Raw genomic sequence first — 18,752 nt, 5'->3', positions numbered from 1 at the left:
ATGCGAGGCGTGACGGCGGGAAGCGAGTCGGTCCTCGAACTGCTGCCCCTGGTGTTCGCCGACCCGGGCGAGGCCAGGGCGCGCGCCGAGCGGGTGCTGGACACCGCCGCGCCACCGCTGCACGCCAGCGTCGCCCATCAGGTACTGGGCATCTGGCAGCGGGACTTCGGCGACCTGCGCATCGCGCTGCGACATCTGCGGCGGGCCCGGGACCTGGCCGCGCGCGCGGAGTCGGCCGACCGGGAGGCCGATGTGCTCGCGACGCTGGGGGTCGCACTGGTGCACGCGGGGCGCACGCGACAGGGGCTCGCGTCCTTCGAGCGGGGGGTCGCACGGGGCACCGGGCACACCCGGGCCCGGGTGCTGTTCCGGCGGGCGTACGTGTGGTGGGTGCTGGGGCACCACCGGGAGGCGCTGGAGGACGTACGGCGGGCCCTGCCCGTGCTGCGCCAGCTCGGCGACGACATCTGGACCGCGCGGGCGCTGACCCTGCGGGCGACCGTGCATCTGGCGCTCGGCGCGGTGGACCGGGCGGTCGCGGACTTCACGGCGGCGGAGCGGCTGTGGGACACCACCGGTCAGGAGCACGACAAGGCGGACGCCGTGGAGAGCCGGGGGCTCGCCGCGTTCCGGTCCGGGGACATCCCGGCGGCGCTGCGGCTGCTGGACGAGGCCGAGGAGCGGTACGCGAAACTCGGCACGCCCACCTACATGCTGTCCGAGCGGCGCTGCGAGGTGCTGATGGCGGCGGGGCTCGCGCCGGAGGCGCTGGCCGAGGCGGACGCGGCGACGGCGTTGCTGGACCGGATCGGCGGCCAGTCCACCCGCAAGGCCGAGCTGCTGCTCGCCGCGGCCCGGGCCGCCCGATCGGCCGGGGACGCGCACACCGCGATAGCGCGCGCCGCCGTCGCCGTGCGGCTGTTCGCGGCACAGCGGCGGATGTGGTGGGAGACCCATGCGCGGCTGGTGCTGATCGAGGCGCGGGTGGCGGCCGGGCGCCGGTCGGGGCGCATGGTCGCGGACGCGGCGGCGGTCGCCGAGCGGCTGGCCTCCTACGGCTCGCCCGCCGCGCCCGAGGCGTCCCTGCTGGCGGGCCGGATCGCGCTGGCGCTCGGCTGGACGGAGGACGCGGAACGGCACCTGTCGGTGGCCGCGCGCAGCCGGCACGGCGGCCCGCCGACGGCCCGGGTGACCGGCTGGGCGGCGCAGGCGCTCAGGGCGCGGGCGGCCGGTTCCCGGCGGGGGGTGCTGGAGGCCTGCCGGCGCGGCCTGGACGTGCTCGACGACCACCGGATGACGCTGGGCGCCTCGGAGCTGCGGGCCCACGCGACCGCGCAGGGAGCCGAACTCGCCGCGCTCGCCCAGGAGATGGGGCTCTCTCAGGGCGATCCGCGGCGGCTGCTGGTGTGGAGCGAGCGCTGGCGGGCGACCGTGCTGTCGGCGCCGCCGACCCGGCCGCCCGCGGATCCGGCGCTGCTGAGCGGTCTGACGGCGTACCGGGAGATCGCCGCCCGCGCGGAGGGCGCCCGGATGGACGGCCGTCCGGTGCCCGCGCTGGAGCGTGAACAACGGCGCCTGGAGCGGGAGATCCGCTCCCGCACCCGTCACATGCGCGGGGCCGCGCCGGGCAGCGGGGACCGTTTCGACGTGGCCCGGCTGCTGGACCGGCTCGATGACGCCCGGCTGGTGGAACTGGCCGTGGTGGACGGCCGGGTGCACGTCCTGCTGTGCGGGCAGGGCAGGGTACGGCGGTTCGACGGCGGTCCGCTGGCGGAGGCGGTCGCCGAGGCCGAGTACGTGCAGGCCGGGCTGCGGCGGCTCGCGCACCCCGGGGCGGACGCGCGGCTCCCTCTCGTGGAGGCGGCGGGAACGCGCCTCCAGGAACTGCTGCTGGGCGGGGCCGCGGCGCACCTCGGGCCGGGTCCCGTGGTGATCGTGCCGCCGGGGGCTCTGCACCGCGTGCCGTGGGCGCTGCTGCCCGCACTGCGGGACCGGGTGCTCAGCGTGTCCCCGTCGGCCGGCAGCTGGCTGCGCGCCCGGGAGACGGAGCCGCCGCCGGACGGCCGGGCGGTGCTGGTGCGCGGCCCGGGTCTCGCGACCGGTGGCGCCGAGGTGGTGGAGCTGGCGGACCGGTACGGCGGGGCGACGGTGCTGGAGGGCGACGCGGCGCAGGTGCCACGGGTGCTGGCGGAACTCGACGGCGCGGGTCTCGCGCACCTGGCGGCGCACGGCACCTTCCGCGCGGACAGTCCCCTGTTCTCCGCGCTGCGCATGGCCGACGGTCCGCTGATCGTGCACGACTTCGAGCGCCTCGCGCGCAGCCCCTACCGGATCATCCTCTCCAGCTGCGACACGGCCCGTCTGGCCTCGGTCGGCGCGGACGAACTCCTCGGCCTGGTCACCGCGTTGCTGCCGCTCGGCACGGCCGGGGTGGTGGCGAGCAGCGCGCCGGTCAACGACGCGGCGGTGGTGCCGCTGATGCTCGCCCTGCACAAGGGCCTCGGAGCGGGCCTGTCCCTGGCCGAGGCCCTGCGTGACGCCCGCGCCGCCCTCCCCGGCGACGCGGTCCACCAGGCGACGGGCTGGGCCTTCGCCGCGTTCGGCGCGGCGTGAGGGTTCTCCGGTGCGGCGTGCGGGATCACCGACGCCTACGCCGACTTGGCGGCCGGCGCGTCCACCAGCCAGGGCAGCGCCCCCCGATCCCCCGAACCGAGCCGCGTGTACGCGCCGTACAGATGGTTCCCCACGGTCCGCACGGACAGGGTCAGCCGCTCCGCGATCTCCCGGTTGCTCAGCCCCGCGGCGGCGAGGGTGACGATCTGGCGCTGCCGCACGGTGAGTTCACCGAGGACGAGTCCGGACAGCGCCGGCGTGCGGGCGCCCTCGCAGCGGCGGGCGAGCCCGACCGCCCGCGTGCGTGAGAGCCGCGCGGCGCTCGGATCGCGATGCGCCCGCACGGCCTGCGCGTACGCCTCCGCCGCGAACAGCAGGAACCCGCGCTCCCGCAGCGCCCCGGCGGCCCGGTCCAGCGCGGGCCCGTCCCCGCGGGCGAGTGCTTCGGCGTGCCGGGCGAGGACACTGCCGTCCGGCAACCGTCCGGCGGCCGGCCCGGGTTCACCGAGGCGTACGGCCTCGTACGGCGCGTACACGTCGCTCTCGTCCGGGTCGCAGGTTCCGCTCCGGCCCGCGCCCTCGACCGCCGCGTCCGTCAAATCCTGTTCGGCGAGGCGCAGTTCCTCAAGACAGCCGGCATCGTCCGACGTCCGGCGCAGCCCCTCGCGGGCCCAGGCCGCCGCCTCCCGCACCGCCCCGCCCAGACGCGCGTACCGGGCCCGTACGGCGGCGTACCCGGCCGGGAGCCGGGCACCCTCCGCCACCAGCCACTCCCCCACCGGCGCGGGCACCGGCCGGACGTCCAGCTCCCGGATCCGCCGTACGAGCGTGCGCTGTTCGGCGTCGAGGGCGCTGCCGTACCCCTCCGCACCGCGGGACAGCCGGCGGGCCCGGAGCCGGCCGGCCGAGGCACGCAGGGCCGGGCCGTGCAGGGGGTGGGCGAGCGTGACGGCGCCGTCGTCGCCGGCCTCGATCAGTGCGTCCGCCTCCAGTCGTTCGAGGACGTCCAGGTCGAGGTCGTCCAGGGGCAGCGGCAGGGGTTCGGCGAAGGCGAGGCGTTCCAGGGTGTCGAGGTCGCCGGGTCCGGGGCGCTCCAGGATCGGTGCCAGGCGCTCGCGCACGGCCTGGGTGACCGGCAGCGCGCCCCGCCAGGCCCGCTCACCGGTGCCCGGCACGGGGACCAGCCGTCCGGCGGTGTCGAGCGCGGCCACCAGGTCGCGCAGCAGGCGCAGATCGCCCCGGCACACGCGGTGCAGCCGGCCCACCGTGAGGGGTTCCAGTCCGGTTCCGGCGAGCAGCCTGGCGGTGTCCTCGCGGGGCAGCGGGGCGAGGGCCAGCCGGGGCAGCAGCTCCCCGGTCCACAGCCGGGACACCGCGGCCGGTGCGGCCGTGTCGTCGACGGCGGCCACGACCAGCCGGGTGCGCCCGTGCACGGCGAGCTGGTGGACGACGGCGGCGGAGGCCTCGTCGAGCAGGTGGGCGTCGTCCACGACGAGCAGCCGTACGCCGGACAGGAGCTGGACCGCGCGGTGCGGGGAGACGGTGTCGGGCAGCAGGTGCGCGAACGCGGCGAAGGGCAGTTCCCCTGCCTCGGGCGTGCCGGTCACCCGGAGGTGGTCCGTGCCCCGCAGCGCTTCCTCGATCAGCCGGGTCTTGCCGTGGCCCGGCGGCCCGGTCACCACGATCCCGTGCCGTCCACCCGCCGACGCCCCGCGCACCAGCTCCAGTTCGTCCTCGCGGCCGGTGAACGGCCAGGGCGTCTCGGGCGTCCGCGCGTCCTGCTCGAAAGTCCTCACCTCATCAGGAGCGCCCGTACTCGGTTCTGATACAGGGGGACTTGAGTAGCCCCCGACTCAGGCGCCCGGTACCGGTGGGCGGGCAGTCTTGCCGCATGACCCGACGCCTCTGCTCGCTACCGCGGCAGCCGGCCCCGTCCTTCGCGGCGGGGCTGACGGCCGAGCGGCTGGGCGCGCTGCTCGCCGGGCGGCGGATGTGGGTCAACGGCACGGTCCTGCACTACTGCTTCCTCGACACCGCTGCCGACGCCTCGGTGATCCCGGTTCCCGGGACCGCCGAACTGCGCCGGGTGCCGTGGGACGGCGGCGCGGGGCAGCGGGACGTGGTGCGCGAGTGCTTCCGCGAGTGGCAGGGCCTCGGTATCGGCGTGACCTTCGCCGAGGTCGGCGACCGGCGGGAGGCGGAACTGCGGATCGGCTTCCAGGCCGGTGCGGGTTCCTGGTCGGCGGTGGGGCGGGGGGCCCTGTCGGTCGGCCGTGGCGAGCGCACCATGAACCTCGGCTGGGACGTGACCGCGCCGGGGGAACACGGGACCGTCCTGCACCAGATCGGGCACGCGCTCGGTCTGGTGCACGAGCACCAGAGCCCGTTCGCCGAACTCCACTGGGACGACGAGGCCGTGTACGCCGAGCTGGCGGGTCCGCCGAACTTCTGGAGCCGGCGGACGACGTACGCGAACGTGCTGCGGACGCTGGACGCCGGCGAGGCGAGCGGCTCGGTGTGGGACCCGCAGTCGGTGATGGCGCTGCCCTTCGGGCCGGGGCTCGTGCTGGAGCCGGAGCAGTACCGAGGGGGGCTGCGTCCGTCCGGCACACCGTCGCCGGCCGACAAGGAGCTGGTGCTGCGCTGGTACCCGCCCGCGGAGCCGGCCGGCCCGGCCCCGCTGGTGCCGTTCCGGTCGGTGCCGCTGGGTCTCGGCCCGGCGGAGCAGGCCGACTTCGTCGTCGAACCGCCGGAGACCCGCGACTACACCGTGGGCACCTTCGGCGACGCCGACACCGTGCTCGTGGTCTTCGAGGAGCGTGACGGGGAAGCGCGCTATCTCGCGGGGCACGACGACGGCGGCGGCCCGGACAACGCCGTTGTCGGGGTACGGCTCGTCAGGGGCCGCCGCTACTTCGTCCGGGTCCGCCTGTACTCCGGCTGGGGTGCGGGAGAGACCGCGGTCATGTGCTGGTGAGGGGGGCGGGCCGAGGGGGGAACCAGGGTCCGGCGCCGGGGAGCGGTCGCGGACGTCACCCACGGGGGAGGTGACGTCCGCGGCCACGCCGTCGTGCGGGGCGTGGGTCAGGACGCGAGCCGGCCGGCCGGGGAGCCCGTGTCCGGGTGGTCCAGGCCCAGGTGGTCGCGGAGGGTCGTGCCCGCGTAGTCGGTGCGGAAGACACCCTGCTCCTGGAGGAGCGGAACCACCTTGTCGGCGAACGGGTCGAGGCCGCCCGGGGTGATGTGCGGGACGAGGATGAAACCGTCGGAGGCGTCGGCCTGCACGAAGTCGTTGATGCTCCGCGCGACGGTCGCCGGTGCGCCGACGAACGTCTGCCGGTTGCCCGTGTTGATGACCAGATCGCGGATCGACCACTTGTTGGCCTCGGCGAGCTGCCGCCACTCGCGGGCGACGGCGATCGGGTCGCGGTACATCCGCACCTGGGCGCGGCCCCGGGAGATGTGCTCCTCGCCCACCACCGGATCGACGTCGGGCAGCGGGCCCTCCGGGTCGTACGACGACAGGTCCCGGTTCCAGACGAACTCCAGGTGCTTGATGGCGGTGGCCCCGCTGACCTGCTGCCGGCGCACCTCGCGGGCGAGTTCGGCGGCCTCCTGGTCGGTGTCGCCGAGGACGAAGGTCGCTGCGGGCAGGATCAGCAGCTGGTCGGGGCGGCGCCCGTACCTGGCGAGGCGGGACTTGACGTCCGCGTAGAAGGCCTGGCCCTCCTTCAGCGTGGCGTACCGGCTGAAGATCGCGTCCGCGTCGGAGGCGGCGAACTCGCGGCCCTCGTCGGAGTCCCCGGCCTGGAAGATCACCGGACGGCCCTGCGGGGAGCGCGGGACGTTGAACCGGCCGTGGATGTCGAAGTGCTGCCCCTGGTGCACGAACGCGCCGGCCTTGGCGTCCCGCAGGAAGGTGCCGGTGGCCCGGTCCGCGAGGATCTCGTCGCCGTGCCAGGAGTCGAAGAGCTCCTGGGCGGTGGTGAGGAACTCCTTGGCGCGGGAGTAGCGCTCGTCCTGCGGCAGGAATCCGCCGCGGCGGAAGTTCTCGCCGGTGAAGGCGTCCCAGGACGTGACGACGTTCCACGCGGAGCGGCCGTCGGAGAGGTGGTCGAGGCTCGCGAACTGGCGGGCCACCTCGTACGGCTCGTTGAACGTGGAGTTGATGGTGCCGGTCAGGCCGAGCCGGTCGGTGACGGCGGCCAGCGCGGCCAGCACGGTGAAGGTGTCGGGGCGGCCGACGACGTCCAGGTCGTAGATGCTGCCCCCCTGTTCGCGCAGGCGCAGGCCCTCGGCGAGGAACAGGAAGTCGAACTTGGCGCGTTCGGCGGTGCGGGCGAAGCGCACGAAGGAGTCGAACTCGATGTGGCTGCCGGCGGCCGGGTCGCTCCACACGGTGGTGTTGTTGACGCCCGGGAAGTGCGCGGCCAGGTGTATCTGCTTCAGCGGCTTGCTCATGGGGTGGGGTGGTCCTCTCCGGCCGCTCAGGCCGATGCGGCTGCGTAGCGGTTGGCGGGGCGGGCGAGGCCGAGGAGGCCGCGCAGGGTGCCGGCCTCGTAGGCCTTGCGGAAGCGGTCGCGGCGCTGGAGTTCGGGCACCAGGTCCCGGCTGATCCGGGGCAGGTCGTGGCCCGCGACGGCGGGCCGCAGGCGGAAGCCGGTCAGCCCCGCCGACGCCAGCTCCTCCAGCAGGTCGGCCAGTTGGGCGGCGGTGCCGGTGAAGATCCGGGCGTCGCTGGTGTACGGCTCGCCCGCGAGGGTGTCGAGGCGCTCCCGGCGGGCCTGCGCCTCCGCCCGGGTGTCGTCGAGGAACACCACGAGGTCACCGAAGACGTGCAGGGTCTCCCCGGCGCGGCCCGCGGCCTCCTGCTCGGCACGGATCTCCGTGACGATCGCACGGGCCTGGTCCGTGTCGTGCGGGGTGACGTAGCCGACGTCGGCCTGCCGGGCCACCAGCCGGTACGGGACGGTCCGGTGGGCGAGGGCGGTGACCAGCGGCTGGCCCTGCGGTGGCCGGGGTGTGATGGAGGGGCCCTTCACGCTGAAGAAGCGGCCCTGGAAGTCGATGTAGTGCAGCTTGTCGCGATCGATGAACCGGCCGGTGGCGGCGTCGCGGATCTCGGCGTCGTCCTCCCAGCTGTCCCAGAGCCGGCGCACGGCCTCCACGTGGTCGGTGGCCTCCTCGAACAGCGCGGCGACCTGGTCCCGGGCGGCCGGGCTGTCGTAGGCGTCGACGGGCTCGATCGTGCGGCGGCCGAAGTGGGCGGCCTCGTCGGGGCGGGCGGTGATCTGTACCCGCAGGCCGGCGCGTCCGGTGCTGACGTAGTCCAGGGTGGCGATCGCCTTGGAGATGTGGAACGGCTCGGTGTGCGTGGCCACGACGGTCGGGACGAGACCTATGTGCCGGGTGAGCGGGGCGACGCGGGAGGCGACGAGGACCGCGTCGAGCCGGCCTCGCACCTGGTCGGTGCGGTCGTCCGGCTGGAGGAAGCGCGAGGACTGCGGGCCGAGGCCGTCCTCGATGGTGACGAAGTCGAGCAGGCCGCGTTCGGCCTCGGCGACCAGGTCGGCCCAGTAGCCGGCGGTGAACAGGTCCCGGGGGCGGGCGACCGGTTCGCGCCAGGACGCCGGATGCCAGCCGGTGCCGTCCAGGGCGACGGCGAGATGCAGCGGGAAAGCGGGAGTTGAGGACACGTCGGTGCCTTCCTTGATGTCCGTACGACAGGGCCGGCTCACCGGGCGGGCGTCGGCGACGGCGAGCGCGGCGGCAGGAGACCCGGGCGCGGTGCCGGGGAGAGAAGGGAGGAGAGGGAGAGGAGGTCAGCGGCGACAGAGCGCGGCGGACACGCGCTGGAGGTCTATGTGCGGCCGGGAGTGCAGACGCACGGAGCGGTACGGGTGCGCAACGCACGGCGGGAGTACGCGGGTCACGGCCGTCACCTCCGTCCGTCGGGCGCGGCGGGCCTGGTCGGCGACCGCCGGGCGGATCCCCTCACGACGCACAACGCCCGGCCGGCGCCGGGTGTTCCCGGTGTGCGGACCTGGACGATCCGTGAGCGGCGGCGGAACGTGAACCCGATCGACTCGTAGAGCCGGATCGCCCGGCGGTTGTCCGCGGCCGCGTGCAGGAACGGGGTGTCCCCGCGGTCCCGGATGCCCGCGGCGACCGCGCGCACCAGCCGGGTGGCCAGGCCCCGGCCGCGGTGCCCGGGGTCGGTGCGGACGGCGCTGATCTCCGTCCGGCCGGGGAGCCGCAGCCGCTCCCCCGCGAGGGCGATCAGCCGGCCCTCGTTCCGGATGCCGAGGTAGGTCCCCATGTCGACGGTCCGGTTCAGGAACGGGCCGGGGCGGCTCCGGGCGACCAGGTCGAGGATCTCGGGGACGTCCGCGGCGGCCGGGTCGGCGAGGGCGGCGAAGTCGTAGGTCCCGGGCAGGTAGCGGGCGGCGCGGCCCACGCGTTCGGCGAGGTGGGCGTGCGGGCCGTCGAGAGCGGCCCAGACCGCGTTGTCGAGGACGGCCGGGGCGGGGGCTCCGCCTGCGCGGAGGTCGGGCGTTGGGGCCACGGAGGCGGAGTCCCTTCTCGGCTCGGTGTCACTGGTCGGGGCGGCTGGACCGTCAGGAGTTGTCCAGGGGCAGGCCGGGCGGGTTGACCTCCGACTTGGCCACGGCCTCGTTGGAGAGGTTGTAGGCGGCCAGCCACTTGGCGTACTGCCCGTGCTCGATGAGGTAGTTGATGGCGTCGGCGAGCGGCTCGGCGAGACCGCTGTCCTTCTTGGCGGTCGCGGCGATCAGTCCCTGGAGCGTCTCGCCGGCCCCGGAGAATGTGCCCGCGTTGCGGGTGGGGTTGGGTGTGTCGGCGGTCTGCCGGGCCCGGTAGGCGACGCTGGGGTTCGGGCCGAAGAAGGCGTCGATCCTGCCGCTGCCGAGCGCCAGGTTGATGGAGTTCTGGTCGGGGAAGTACTTGACGGTGAGCTTCTTGCCCTCCTTGGCCAGCTTGGCCTTCCACTCCAGGAGGATCTTCTCCTGATTGGTGCCGGAGCCCACGGAGACCGTCTTGTCCGCGAGGCTCTCGTAGCCGCCGTCGAACTTCCAGGTGTTCTTCTTCAGTACCTCGAAGGCCAGGTTGTCCTGACGGTAGGAGGCGAACTCGTACTTCTTCTTGCGCTCCTCGGTGTCGGTCACGTTGGAGAAGGCCACGTCGACCTTGCCGCTGTCGACGCCGACGAAGAGGTTCTCCCAGGTGGAGTTCCTGATCTCGGGCCTGAGGCCGAGGACGGCGGCCACCAGGCGGCCGAAGTCGGGCTCGGAGCCGGTGAGCGTCTTCTGGTCGCTGCCCACGAAGTTCAGGGGCGCGGACCCCGACGGCAGGGCCCCGACGCCGATGACGAGCCTGCCGCGCCTGCGGACGGCGGCGGGAAGTTCGGCGCTGATCGACTTCACCTCGGAGACCTTCAGTTCGGTCTCCTCGGCGGCTCCGTTGGACAGCTGCCCCACGGTGACCGTTCCGGTGGTCTCGGTCCGGGCGGCCGCCTCGCTGTCGCCCCCGCAGGCGGTGAGCCCGGTGGCGAGGGTGGCGACGGCGGTCGCCGCGGTGATGCCGCGTATCAGGCTGCGTAGGGAGATGTGGCTGGGCATGGCGTGGCTGTCCTTGTCTCGCTGTCGAGGGAGGTTTGGTGGTGCGGTGGTGCCGTGGGGGGCGTGGGTACGCCGCCGGGGGGCGGGTCAGAGCACCTTGGCGAGGAAGTTCCGGGTCCGTTCGTGCCGTGGCCGGTCCAGCACCTGCCCGGGCGGGCCCTGTTCGACGATCCGGCCGCCGTCGATGAAGACGACCCGGTCGGCGATCTCGCGGGCGAAGCCGATCTCGTGGGTGACGATGACGAGCGTGGTGCCGCTGGTCGCCAGGTCCTTGATGACGGCCAGTACCTCGCCGACGAGTTCGGGGTCGAGCGCCGAGGTCGGTTCGTCGAAGAGGATGACCCCGGGGCGCAGGGCGAGGGCGCGGGCGATGGCGACGCGCTGCTGCTGCCCGCCGGACAGCCGGCGCGGGTAGGCGCCGGTCCGGTCGCCGAGCCCCACCCGTTCGAGGAGTTCCCGGGCGAGCTCCCGGGCTGCCGGCCTGGTCAGCCTGCCGGTGGCGGCGGGGGCCGCGGCGACGTTGTCGAGGACCGTCAGGTGCGGGAAGAGGTTGAAGTTCTGGAAGACGAAACCGATCCGGCTGCGCTGCGCCAGGATGGCGCGTTCGCCGAGCTCCTTCAGGTGCTGCCCCTGACGCTTCACGCCGATCGGCTCGCCGCCGACGCTGACGTGGCCGATCTCGGGCTTCTCCAGGTGGTTCATGACCCTGAGCAGGGTCGACTTGCCGGAGCCGGACGGGCCGAGGATCACGGTGACCTCGCCGGGGCGGATGGTCAGGTCGATGCCGTCGAGGACGCGGTGGGTGCCGTACCACTTGTGGACGTCGTGCACCTCCAGCGCGACGGGGGCGGCCTTCTCGAAGGCGGGTGCGCTCGTCATACGGCGGCCTCCCTGCGCAGCCGGGCCCGCAGGTCGGTGAGTCCGGCCCGGGCCTTCTGGAACGGGGTCGGCGGCAGGGTGCGCGTGGCACCGCGGGCGTAGTACCGCTCGACGTAGAACTGGACGACGGACACGACGCTGGTCAGGATCAGGTACCAGACGGTGGCGACCAGCAGCAGCGGCACGATGTCGCCGGGGTAGGTGTTGCCCATCGACTGCACGGACCCGAACAGGTCGAGCAGGGACACGTAGAACACCAGGGACGTGCTCTTGACGAGGCCGATGAGCTGGTTGACGTAGTTCGGGGTGATGGACCTGAGGGCCTGCGGGAAGACGATCCTGCGGAACCGGTAGCCCTTGGGCAGTCCGAGCGCGGCGGCCGCCTCGTGCTGTCCCTGGTCGACGGAGAGCAGGCCGCCGCGCACCACCTCGGCCGCGTACGCCGCCTCGTTGAGACTGAGCCCCACGACGGCGATCGCCAGGTCGGTGGCCAGCTTCGACTCGTCGAAGGTGACGAAGGCGGGGCCGAACGGCACGCCGAGGCTCAACGTGCGGTACAGGGCGCCGAAGTTGTACAGGAAGATCAGCACCACGATCAGCGGGATCGAGCGGAACAGCCAGGTGTACGTCCAGCTGACGGCGCGCAGCACCGGGCTTGCGGACACTCTGGCGAGTGCCAGCAGGATGCCGCCGGCCAGTCCCAGTACGGCGCTGAGCGCGGCGACTTCGAGGGTGACACCGAGGCCGTCCAGCACGGTCGGGCGCAGGAACCAGTAGCGGAAGCGGTCCCACTGGTAGAAGGGGTTCGTCACCAGTCCGTGCAGGATCTGCGCGACCAGCACGAGGACGATCGCGGTGAGGATCCAGCGGCCGGGGCGGCGCAGCGGCTGAACGTGCTGTGCGGTGCGTTGTTCTGACGGTATGTCGGACGATGGCGCCTCGGCGAGAGAGAGGGCGGCGCCTGGGGGTTCGCTCATGGCGGGCTCCGGCTGGGTGTCGGACGGCCCCGGACGGCGGCGGGCGGGTGTGCGGCACTACGGCACTGGGGCACGGGAGGGCACACGGGTACGCGCGGGACCGGGAACCGGGCGGGCGACGGCACACCGGACGGACGGTGTGCCCATGGAACGCGGGGGCCGAGAAGCGGGAGGTCAGCCCCGACAGCGGGCAGAGCCCGGTGCGGTACACAGTGCGCTGCTGACGCGGAGCAGATCGACGGCGCGGTCGGCGACCAGGAGCTGGGCGGACGGTACGCAGCCCCGGGGGCGGCTCGGGGCCGTCCTGGGGTTTGCGTACATGGCGTCACCTGTCACTGTCCGGGCCCGTGGGCCTCGCGCTTACCGAGAACGTCGTCCGGTCCGGTCGTCACCTGGGGCACCCCACCGCGGTGCGAGGGTTGCCGGTCAGCGAGCCAGGGCTTGGCGCTGACGCTCATGACCGTTCTGAGCGGAAAGTAAGGCAGTCGGCTGCGGGAATGTCAACGGCCGTCCGCGAAGTGGACGCCGGGCGCCCGTTCTCACCTGCGGGAAGCGTCCGGAGCGTCGGCCGCGTGACCGGCCCAGTCCAGGATCTGGACGGCCGCCCCGGCCGACTCCAGGCCCCGGCAACGGCCGTGGTGGCGGCGGGAGATGCCGTCGAGGTCGACGTGCCGGCCGAAGGCGTGACGGGCGGTCAGGCGGCGGGCGTAGGCCCACAGGGCGTGGTGGCCGGTGATCCGGTGGACCGCGGAGGCGTCGAGGTGGCAGCGGTGCACGGTGTCGAGCTGGACCAGGGTCACCCACAGCTCGACGTCGGCCGCGGTGAGCCGGTCGCCGACCAGGTACTCCGCGTCGAGCAGCCGCCGCTCCAGCCGGCCGAGGGCGCCGAGCAGGATTTCCAGGGCGGCGGCCCGTTCCGCCGGGTCCGTTCCGGCCCGTCCGGCGCTCTGGGCGGCCCCCTCGATGCCCTCGGTGCACATCCGCTCGACGGCCTCGATCACGGACTCCGTTCCGCACGGGTACAGACAGGTGCCGCCGTCGTACGCGAAGCGGTCGAGGTCGCGCAGGATGTCGCGGGCGTGGGTGCTGACGATGCGTCCGGACCAGTCGTCGCTGAGCACGGGCGCGAGGGCGGGGCCGGTGTAGTGGTGGGCGCTCGCCTCGTACAGCGGCAGCAGCGCCGCGTGGCCGCCGTCGGGACGGTCGGGCACCGCGGGCAGCGGGGTGACGGGACAACTGCCGTCCAGGGCCAGGAGGCTGTGGCCGACGGCGAGGCGCAGCCCGTCGGGACAGGCGGTCGAGAGATGGAGCCGGTAGCGGTGCGGCACGGCGTAGTGGCCGCTGCGGGCGTCCCGGCCGATCCGGCCGCGGAAGGCGGGGGCGCTGCGGTGGACGTCCGGGACGGCGGCGAGCGGACTGGTGGACATGCGTCTCCCCTGGTCGTTGGGCGTGCGGAAGGGCGCACCGGCGGGCGGTTCGTGCGGTGCGGGCGAGGGGCCCGGCTCAGCGCCGGCCGCTGATGGCGCTGCAGACGCGCAGCAGATCGATGTGCAGGCGGGAGGTGAGCAGGGGGGCGCGGAACGGCGTGCGGCCTGCTCGGCCGGTGACCGTCTCGAGGCGCGCCATGATTTCCTACCTGTTCACTAGGATTCCCTCCCTGGAGTGTCGATCCGGCTCCGTACGACGTCAAGGGGGCGTCCACGCCTGGGACTCCGGGCGGGTCGACACGGCGGCCGGGAAGGGACCCGGGGACTCCTCAGGGAGAGAGACATGTGACATAGTACTGATGTGGCGAAGCGACTGACCTGCGATGTCGTGGTCGTCGGAGCCGGAATGGTGGGCGCGGCCTGTGCGCTGTACGCCGCGCGCGCCGGCCTCGACGTTCGGGTGGTGGACCGGGGCCCGGTGGCCGGCGGCACCACCGGCGCGGGCGAGGGCAACCTGCTCGTCTCCGACAAGGAACCGGGACCGGAGCTCGAACTGGCCCTGCTGTCCGCCGGGTTGTGGACCGAGCTGGCCGAGGAGCTGGGCCGGGCGATCGAGTACGAGCCGAAGGGCGGCCTGGTGGTCGCCTCGACGCCGGACGCCCTGTCGGCGCTGGCCGGCTTCGCCGGGGGCCAGCGTGCCGCCGGCGTCACGGCCGAGCCGGTCGGGCCGGATGAACTGCCGGCACTGGAGCCCCACTTGGCCCCCGGTCTGGCGGGCGGAGTGCGCTACCCGCAGGACGCCCAGGTGATGCCCGCACTGGCCGCCGCCCACCTGCTGCGCGCCTCCGGTGCCGCCGTGCACACCGGCCACACGGTGACCGGTGTGCTCCGCGCGGCGGACGGCCCGGTGCACGGCGTCCGCACCGACCGGGGCGACATCCACGCGTCGGCAGTGGTCAACGCGGCCGGCACCTGGGGCGGCGACCTCGCCACGCTCGCGGGCGTCCGGCTTCCGGTGCTCCCCCGGCGCGGCTTCGTCCTGGTCACCGAGCCGCTGCCGCGGATGGTGCGGCACAAGGTGTACGCCGCCGACTACGTGGCCGACGTGGCCAGCGACTCGGCCGCCCTGCGCGCCTCACCGGTGGTGGAGGGCACGGCCGCGGGACCCGTCCTGATCGGCGCCACCCGCGAACGGGTCGGCTTCGACCGCTCGTTGTCACTCCCCGCCGTGCGGGCGCTCGCGGCCGGGGCGATCGGACTGTTCCCCTTCCTGGAACGGGTGCACGCCCAGCGGACCTACGCGGGCTTCCGGCCGTACCTGCCCGACCACCTCCCGGCGATCGGACCGGATCCACGGGCGCCCGGACTGTTCCACGCCTGCGGGCACGAGGGCGCCGGCATCGGACTGGCCACCGGTACCGGGCAGTTGATCGCCCACGCGCTCACCGGCAGGGCGACCGGACAGGACATCGCACCGTTCCGGCCGGAGCGGTTCGAGGACGACGGGTTCGAGGACGAGTGCGACGACGGAGGCGAGGCCCGGTGAATCCGATGGAGCTGACCCGGGCACGGCCGGGCGAGGCCTTCACCGTGACGTTCGACGGACGGCCACTGCCGGCGCTGCCGGGCCAGACGATCGCGGCGGCGCTGTGGTCGGCGGGTGTGACGGCCTGGCGCCGCACGCGGGGCACCGGAGCGCCGCGCGGCGTGTTCTGCGGGATCGGCGTGTGCTTCGACTGCCTGGTCACCGTGGACGGCCGCCCGAACAGGCGGGCCTGTCTGGTGCCCGTGCGCCCGGGACAGCTGATCCGCAGCCAGGAGGGGACGGGCCACGACGATGACTGAACACCCTCGTCTCGCCGTGATCGGCGCCGGCCCGGCCGGACTCGCCGCGGCCCTGGCGGCGGCCGCCCGGGGCGTCCGCGTGACCCTCCTGGACGCGGCCGACCAGGCGGGCGGCCAGTTCTACCGGCAGCCCGCCCCGGCTCTCGGCGCCCGCCGGCCGCAGGCCCTGCACCACCAGTGGCGCACCTGGGAGCGGCTGCGGGACGGTCTCGACCGGCATCGGGCCGCGGGACGCGTCACCCACCTGACGGATCATCACGTGTGGTGCGTGCGGCGCGGCTCCGGTCCGGCGCCGATCACCGTGCACGCGCTGCTGGGCCCGGATCAGGACGAGGGGATCACCGTCCGCGCCGACGCCGTCCTGCTCGCCACCGGAAGCTGTGAACGCGTGCTGCCGTTCCCCGGCTGGACACTGCCCGGGGTCGTCACGGCGGGCGGCGCGCAGGCCATGCTCAAGGGCGGCCTCGTACTGCCCGGCCGGACGGCGGTCGTCGCCGGAACCGGCCCGCTGCTGCTCCCCGTGGCCACCGGGCTCGCCGCGGCGGGCGCCCGCGTGGCCGCGCTGGCCGAGTCCGCCGCCCCCGGGTCCCTGCTGCGCCGGGCGCCCGCCCTGGCCGCACAGCCCGCGAAGCTCGCCGAGGGCGCCGGGTACGCGGCCCGGCTGCTGCTGCACGGCGTGCGGGTGCTGCCCCGGCACACGGTGGTCGAGGCGCACGGAACCGGCCGGCTGGAGGCGGTCACCGTGGCCGCGCTCGGCCGGGACGGGCGGACCAGGCCGGACAGTGCCCGTCGCATCCCCTGCGACACCCTCGCCGTCGGTCACGGCCTGCTGCCGCACACCGACCTCGCGGAGACCCTCGGCTGCACCCTGTCCGGCACGGACGTACGGGTCGACGACGAGCAGCGCACCGACGTGCCCGGAGTCTGGGCCGCCGGTGAGACCACCGGCGTCGGCGGAGCGGCCCTCGCGCTCGCCGAGGGCCATGTCGCCGGCCGCTCGGTCGCGGCCCGGCTGCACGGCACGGTCCCCGACCCGCGCCGCTGGGCCGCCGCCCGGGCCAGGAGCCGGCTGCGGTCGTTCGCCGCCGCCCTCGACGCCGTGTACGCACCGCCGGCGGGCTGGGCCGGGGAGGTCCCGGACGACACGGTCGTGTGCCGCTGCGAGGAGGTCACCGCCCGGGAGGTCCGTACGGCCGCGGACACCCTCGGCGCCTCGGACCCGCGCACCGTGAAGCTGCTGACCCGGGCCGGAATGGGCTGGTGCCAGGGCCGGATGTGCGCGCCCGCGGTGGCCGCCCTGACCGGCTGCCCGCTCACGCCGGGACGCCGGCCGTTCGCGCGGCCGGTACCGCTCGGCGTCCTGGCCGCGCTGCCCGACCCGGACTGACACCCCCGGCCGTCGCAGGAACGACCCCGACCCTCAGTGGTATGTCACACCCTACGAATGGGAGACGACGCATGACGCAGACCCGGCACCGCCCCTGGCACGGCATCCTCGTGGCCACCGCGCTCCCCCTGCGCGACGACCTCTCCGTCGACCACGACCGCTACGCCGAGCACTGCGCCTGGCTGGTCGCCAACGGCTGCGACGGCGTCGTACCGAACGGCTCGCTCGGCGAGTACCAGGTGCTCACCCCGGAGGAACGGGCCCGGGTGGTGGAGACCGCCGTGGCCGCGATCGGCGGTGACCGGGTGATGCCGGGCGTCGCCGCGTACGGCTCCGCCGAGGCCCGCCGCTGGGCCGAGCAGGCCGCCGAGGCCGGATGCGCGTCGCTGATGCTGCTGCCGCCCAACGCCTACCGGGCCGACGAGCGGTCCGTGCTCGCCCACTACGCGGAGGTCGCCCGGACGGGCCTGCCGGTGGTGGCGTACAACAATCCGGTCGACACCAAGGTCGACCTGGTGCCCGAACTCCTCGCCCGGCTGCACGCCGAGGGGCACGTCCACGCGGTCAAGGAGTTCTCGGGCGACGTCCGCCGGGCCTACCGCATCGCCGAACTCGCCCCGGAGCTCGACCTGCTGGTCGGCGCCGACGACGTCCTGCTGGAGCTGGCCGTGGCGGGCGCCAGGGGCTGGGTGGCCGGCTACCCCAACGCGCTCCCCCACGCCTCGGCGGAGCTGTACCGTGCCGCGGTGTCCGGTGACCCGACCACCGCGCTCCCCCTCTACCGGCAGCTGCACCCGCTGCTGCGCTGGGACTCGCGGGTGGAGTTCGTGCAGGCGATCAAACTGTCCATGGACGTCGTCGGGCGGTACGGCGGCCCGGTGCGCCCGCCGCGCGTACCGTTGGCGCCGGAGCAGCAGGCCGCGGTCCGGGCGGCCACCGAGAAGGCCGTCGCCGCGGGGCTCGTCTGACAAGGAGACCGGTCAGTGCGCAGCACACTCGTCCTGCACGCCGTCGACTCGCACACCGAGGGCATGCCGACCCGCGTGATCACCGGCGGGATCGGCACCGTACCCGGTGCGACGATGAACGAGCGGCGGCTGTACTTCCGTGAACACCGCGACCACGTCAAGCGGTTGCTGATGAACGAGCCGCGCGGCCACTCCGCGATGAGCGGCGCGATCCTCCAGCCGCCGAGCCGCCCCGACTGCGACTGGGGCGTGATCTACGTCGAGGTCTCCGGCTATCTGCCGATGTGCGGGCACGGCACGATCGGGGTGGCCACCGTGCTGGTGGAGACCGGCATGGTGGAGGTGGTGGAGCCGGTGACCACCATCCGGCTCGACACCCCGGCGGGGGTGGTGGTGGCCGAGGTGACCGTTCAGGACGGCGCCGCGCGGGACGTGACCCTGCGGAACGTGCCGTCGTACGCCGTCGCCCTGGACCGCGAGATCACCCTGCCCGACGGCCGCACGGTCACCTACGACCTCGCGTACGGCGGCAACTTCTACGCGATCCTCCCCCTCGACGCCTTCGGGCTGCCCTTCGACCGCTCCCGCAAGGACGACATCCTCGCCGCCGGCCTGTCCCTGATGAGTGCCGTCAACGCGGAGGCGGAACCGGTGCACCCCGAGGACCCCTCCATCCGCGGCTGCCACCACGTCCACCTCCTGGCACCCGGCGCCACCGCCCGGCGCTCCCGCCACGCGATGGCCATCCATCCGGGCTGGTTCGACCGCTCCCCGTGCGGTACGGGGACCAGCGCGCGCATGGCGCAACTGCACGCGCGCGGTGAACTCCCCCTGCACACCGAGTTCGTGAACGAGTCGTTCATCGGCACGCACTTCACCGGGCGGCTGCTCGGCACGACGGAGGTGGCCGGGATCCCGGCCGTGCTGCCCAGCTTCACCGGCCGCGCGTGGATCACCGGCACCGCCCAGTACCTGCTGGATCCCACCGACCCCTTCCCCGAGGGGTTCGTCCTCTAGAC

At 74.4% G+C, this 18,752-nt stretch carries 17 protein-coding genes and 1 riboswitch; of the genes, 7 read left to right on the top strand and 10 right to left on the bottom strand.

Translation table 11 applies throughout. The features are described from left to right. Positions 1-2,613, top strand: coding sequence for a CHAT domain-containing protein (locus tag ACF08B_RS01690; protein ID WP_392315533.1), 2,613 nt, complete (start codon positions 1-3; stop codon positions 2,611-2,613). Between the two features lie 35 nt (positions 2,614-2,648). Here ACF08B_RS01690 and ACF08B_RS01685 read toward each other — a convergent pair whose 3' ends face one another. After that, entirely contained in the window at positions 2,649-4,409 is a 1,761-nt protein-coding gene (locus tag ACF08B_RS01685; RefSeq protein WP_392315532.1) for a LuxR C-terminal-related transcriptional regulator, read from the bottom strand. A gap of 95 nt (positions 4,410-4,504) precedes the next feature. On the opposite strand from ACF08B_RS01685, the gene ACF08B_RS01680 reads away from it, so the two are divergent. Continuing rightward, positions 4,505-5,590, top strand: coding sequence for a M12 family metallopeptidase (locus ACF08B_RS01680; protein WP_392315531.1), 1,086 nt, complete (start codon positions 4,505-4,507; stop codon positions 5,588-5,590). 107 nt (positions 5,591-5,697) lie between these two features. Here ACF08B_RS01680 and ACF08B_RS01675 read toward each other — a convergent pair whose 3' ends face one another. From ACF08B_RS01675 to ACF08B_RS01635, 9 genes are all read right to left on the bottom strand, one after another. After that, the gene (locus ACF08B_RS01675; RefSeq protein WP_392315530.1) at positions 5,698-7,074 is read right to left on the bottom strand and encodes an NtaA/DmoA family FMN-dependent monooxygenase; all 1,377 of its coding nucleotides are present in this window, start codon (positions 7,072-7,074) and stop codon (positions 5,698-5,700) included. Between the two features lie 26 nt (positions 7,075-7,100). Continuing rightward, entirely contained in the window at positions 7,101-8,309 is a 1,209-nt protein-coding gene (locus ACF08B_RS01670; RefSeq protein WP_392315529.1) for an LLM class flavin-dependent oxidoreductase, read from the bottom strand. Between the two features lie 126 nt (positions 8,310-8,435). After that, a complete protein-coding gene (locus tag ACF08B_RS01665) occupies positions 8,436-8,501 on the bottom strand; it encodes a putative leader peptide (protein ID WP_371129948.1) in 66 nt (21 codons plus the stop codon). Positions 8,502-8,551: 50 nt separating this feature from the next. Next, positions 8,552-9,178, bottom strand: a complete 627-nt coding sequence (locus ACF08B_RS01660) for a GNAT family N-acetyltransferase (protein WP_392315528.1) — start codon at positions 9,176-9,178, stop codon at positions 8,552-8,554. A 52-nt stretch (positions 9,179-9,230) separates the two neighbouring features. Then, on the bottom strand, positions 9,231-10,250 hold the full coding sequence (locus ACF08B_RS01655) for a transporter substrate-binding domain-containing protein (protein ID WP_392315527.1): 1,020 nt from the start codon (positions 10,248-10,250) through the stop codon (positions 9,231-9,233). An 87-nt stretch (positions 10,251-10,337) separates the two neighbouring features. Then, positions 10,338-11,129 (bottom strand): amino acid ABC transporter ATP-binding protein, encoded by a 792-nt coding sequence (locus ACF08B_RS01650; protein ID WP_392315526.1) that lies wholly within the window; start codon positions 11,127-11,129, stop codon positions 10,338-10,340. Then, positions 11,126-12,106 (bottom strand): amino acid ABC transporter permease, encoded by a 981-nt coding sequence (locus tag ACF08B_RS01645; protein WP_392315525.1) that lies wholly within the window; start codon positions 12,104-12,106, stop codon positions 11,126-11,128. Before ACF08B_RS01645 ends, ACF08B_RS01650 begins: the two co-directional genes overlap by 4 nt. 351 nt (positions 12,107-12,457) lie before the next feature. Then, a riboswitch (SAM riboswitch) is annotated at positions 12,458-12,568 on the bottom strand. 77 nt (positions 12,569-12,645) lie between these two features. Beyond that, positions 12,646-13,533, bottom strand: a complete 888-nt coding sequence (locus tag ACF08B_RS01640) for a glutathione S-transferase C-terminal domain-containing protein (RefSeq protein ID WP_392315524.1) — start codon at positions 13,531-13,533, stop codon at positions 12,646-12,648. Between the two features lie 76 nt (positions 13,534-13,609). Further along, entirely contained in the window at positions 13,610-13,732 is a 123-nt protein-coding gene (locus tag ACF08B_RS01635; protein WP_392315523.1) for a putative leader peptide, read from the bottom strand. Positions 13,733-13,894: 162 nt separating this feature from the next. On the opposite strand from ACF08B_RS01635, the gene ACF08B_RS01630 reads away from it, so the two are divergent. The 5 genes from ACF08B_RS01630 (at position 13,895) to ACF08B_RS01610 (ending at position 18,750) form a co-directional block, all read left to right on the top strand. Beyond that, on the top strand, positions 13,895-15,079 hold the full coding sequence (locus ACF08B_RS01630; RefSeq protein ID WP_392315522.1) for an NAD(P)/FAD-dependent oxidoreductase: 1,185 nt from the start codon (positions 13,895-13,897) through the stop codon (positions 15,077-15,079). Continuing rightward, positions 15,076-15,378, top strand: a complete 303-nt coding sequence (locus tag ACF08B_RS01625) for a (2Fe-2S)-binding protein (RefSeq protein ID WP_392315521.1) — start codon at positions 15,076-15,078, stop codon at positions 15,376-15,378. The genes ACF08B_RS01630 and ACF08B_RS01625 overlap by 4 nt, the downstream gene beginning before the upstream one ends. Further along, positions 15,371-16,765, top strand: a complete 1,395-nt coding sequence (locus ACF08B_RS01620) for an NAD(P)/FAD-dependent oxidoreductase (RefSeq protein ID WP_392315520.1) — start codon at positions 15,371-15,373, stop codon at positions 16,763-16,765. Before ACF08B_RS01625 ends, ACF08B_RS01620 begins: the two co-directional genes overlap by 8 nt. A gap of 71 nt (positions 16,766-16,836) precedes the next feature. Further along, positions 16,837-17,733, top strand: a complete 897-nt coding sequence (locus ACF08B_RS01615; protein WP_392315519.1) for a dihydrodipicolinate synthase family protein — start codon at positions 16,837-16,839, stop codon at positions 17,731-17,733. A gap of 15 nt (positions 17,734-17,748) precedes the next feature. Beyond that, positions 17,749-18,750: a proline racemase family protein gene (locus ACF08B_RS01610; RefSeq protein ID WP_392315518.1), complete on the top strand. Its 1,002-nt coding sequence runs from the start codon at positions 17,749-17,751 to the stop codon at positions 18,748-18,750. Positions 18,751-18,752: the final 2 nt, after the last annotated feature.

This window comes from Streptomyces sp. NPDC015139, assembly GCF_043079785.1.
GTDB lineage: Bacteria > Actinomycetota > Actinomycetes > Streptomycetales > Streptomycetaceae > Streptomyces > Streptomyces albidocamelliae.
This window is presented reverse-complemented; position numbering and strand designations above follow the sequence as displayed.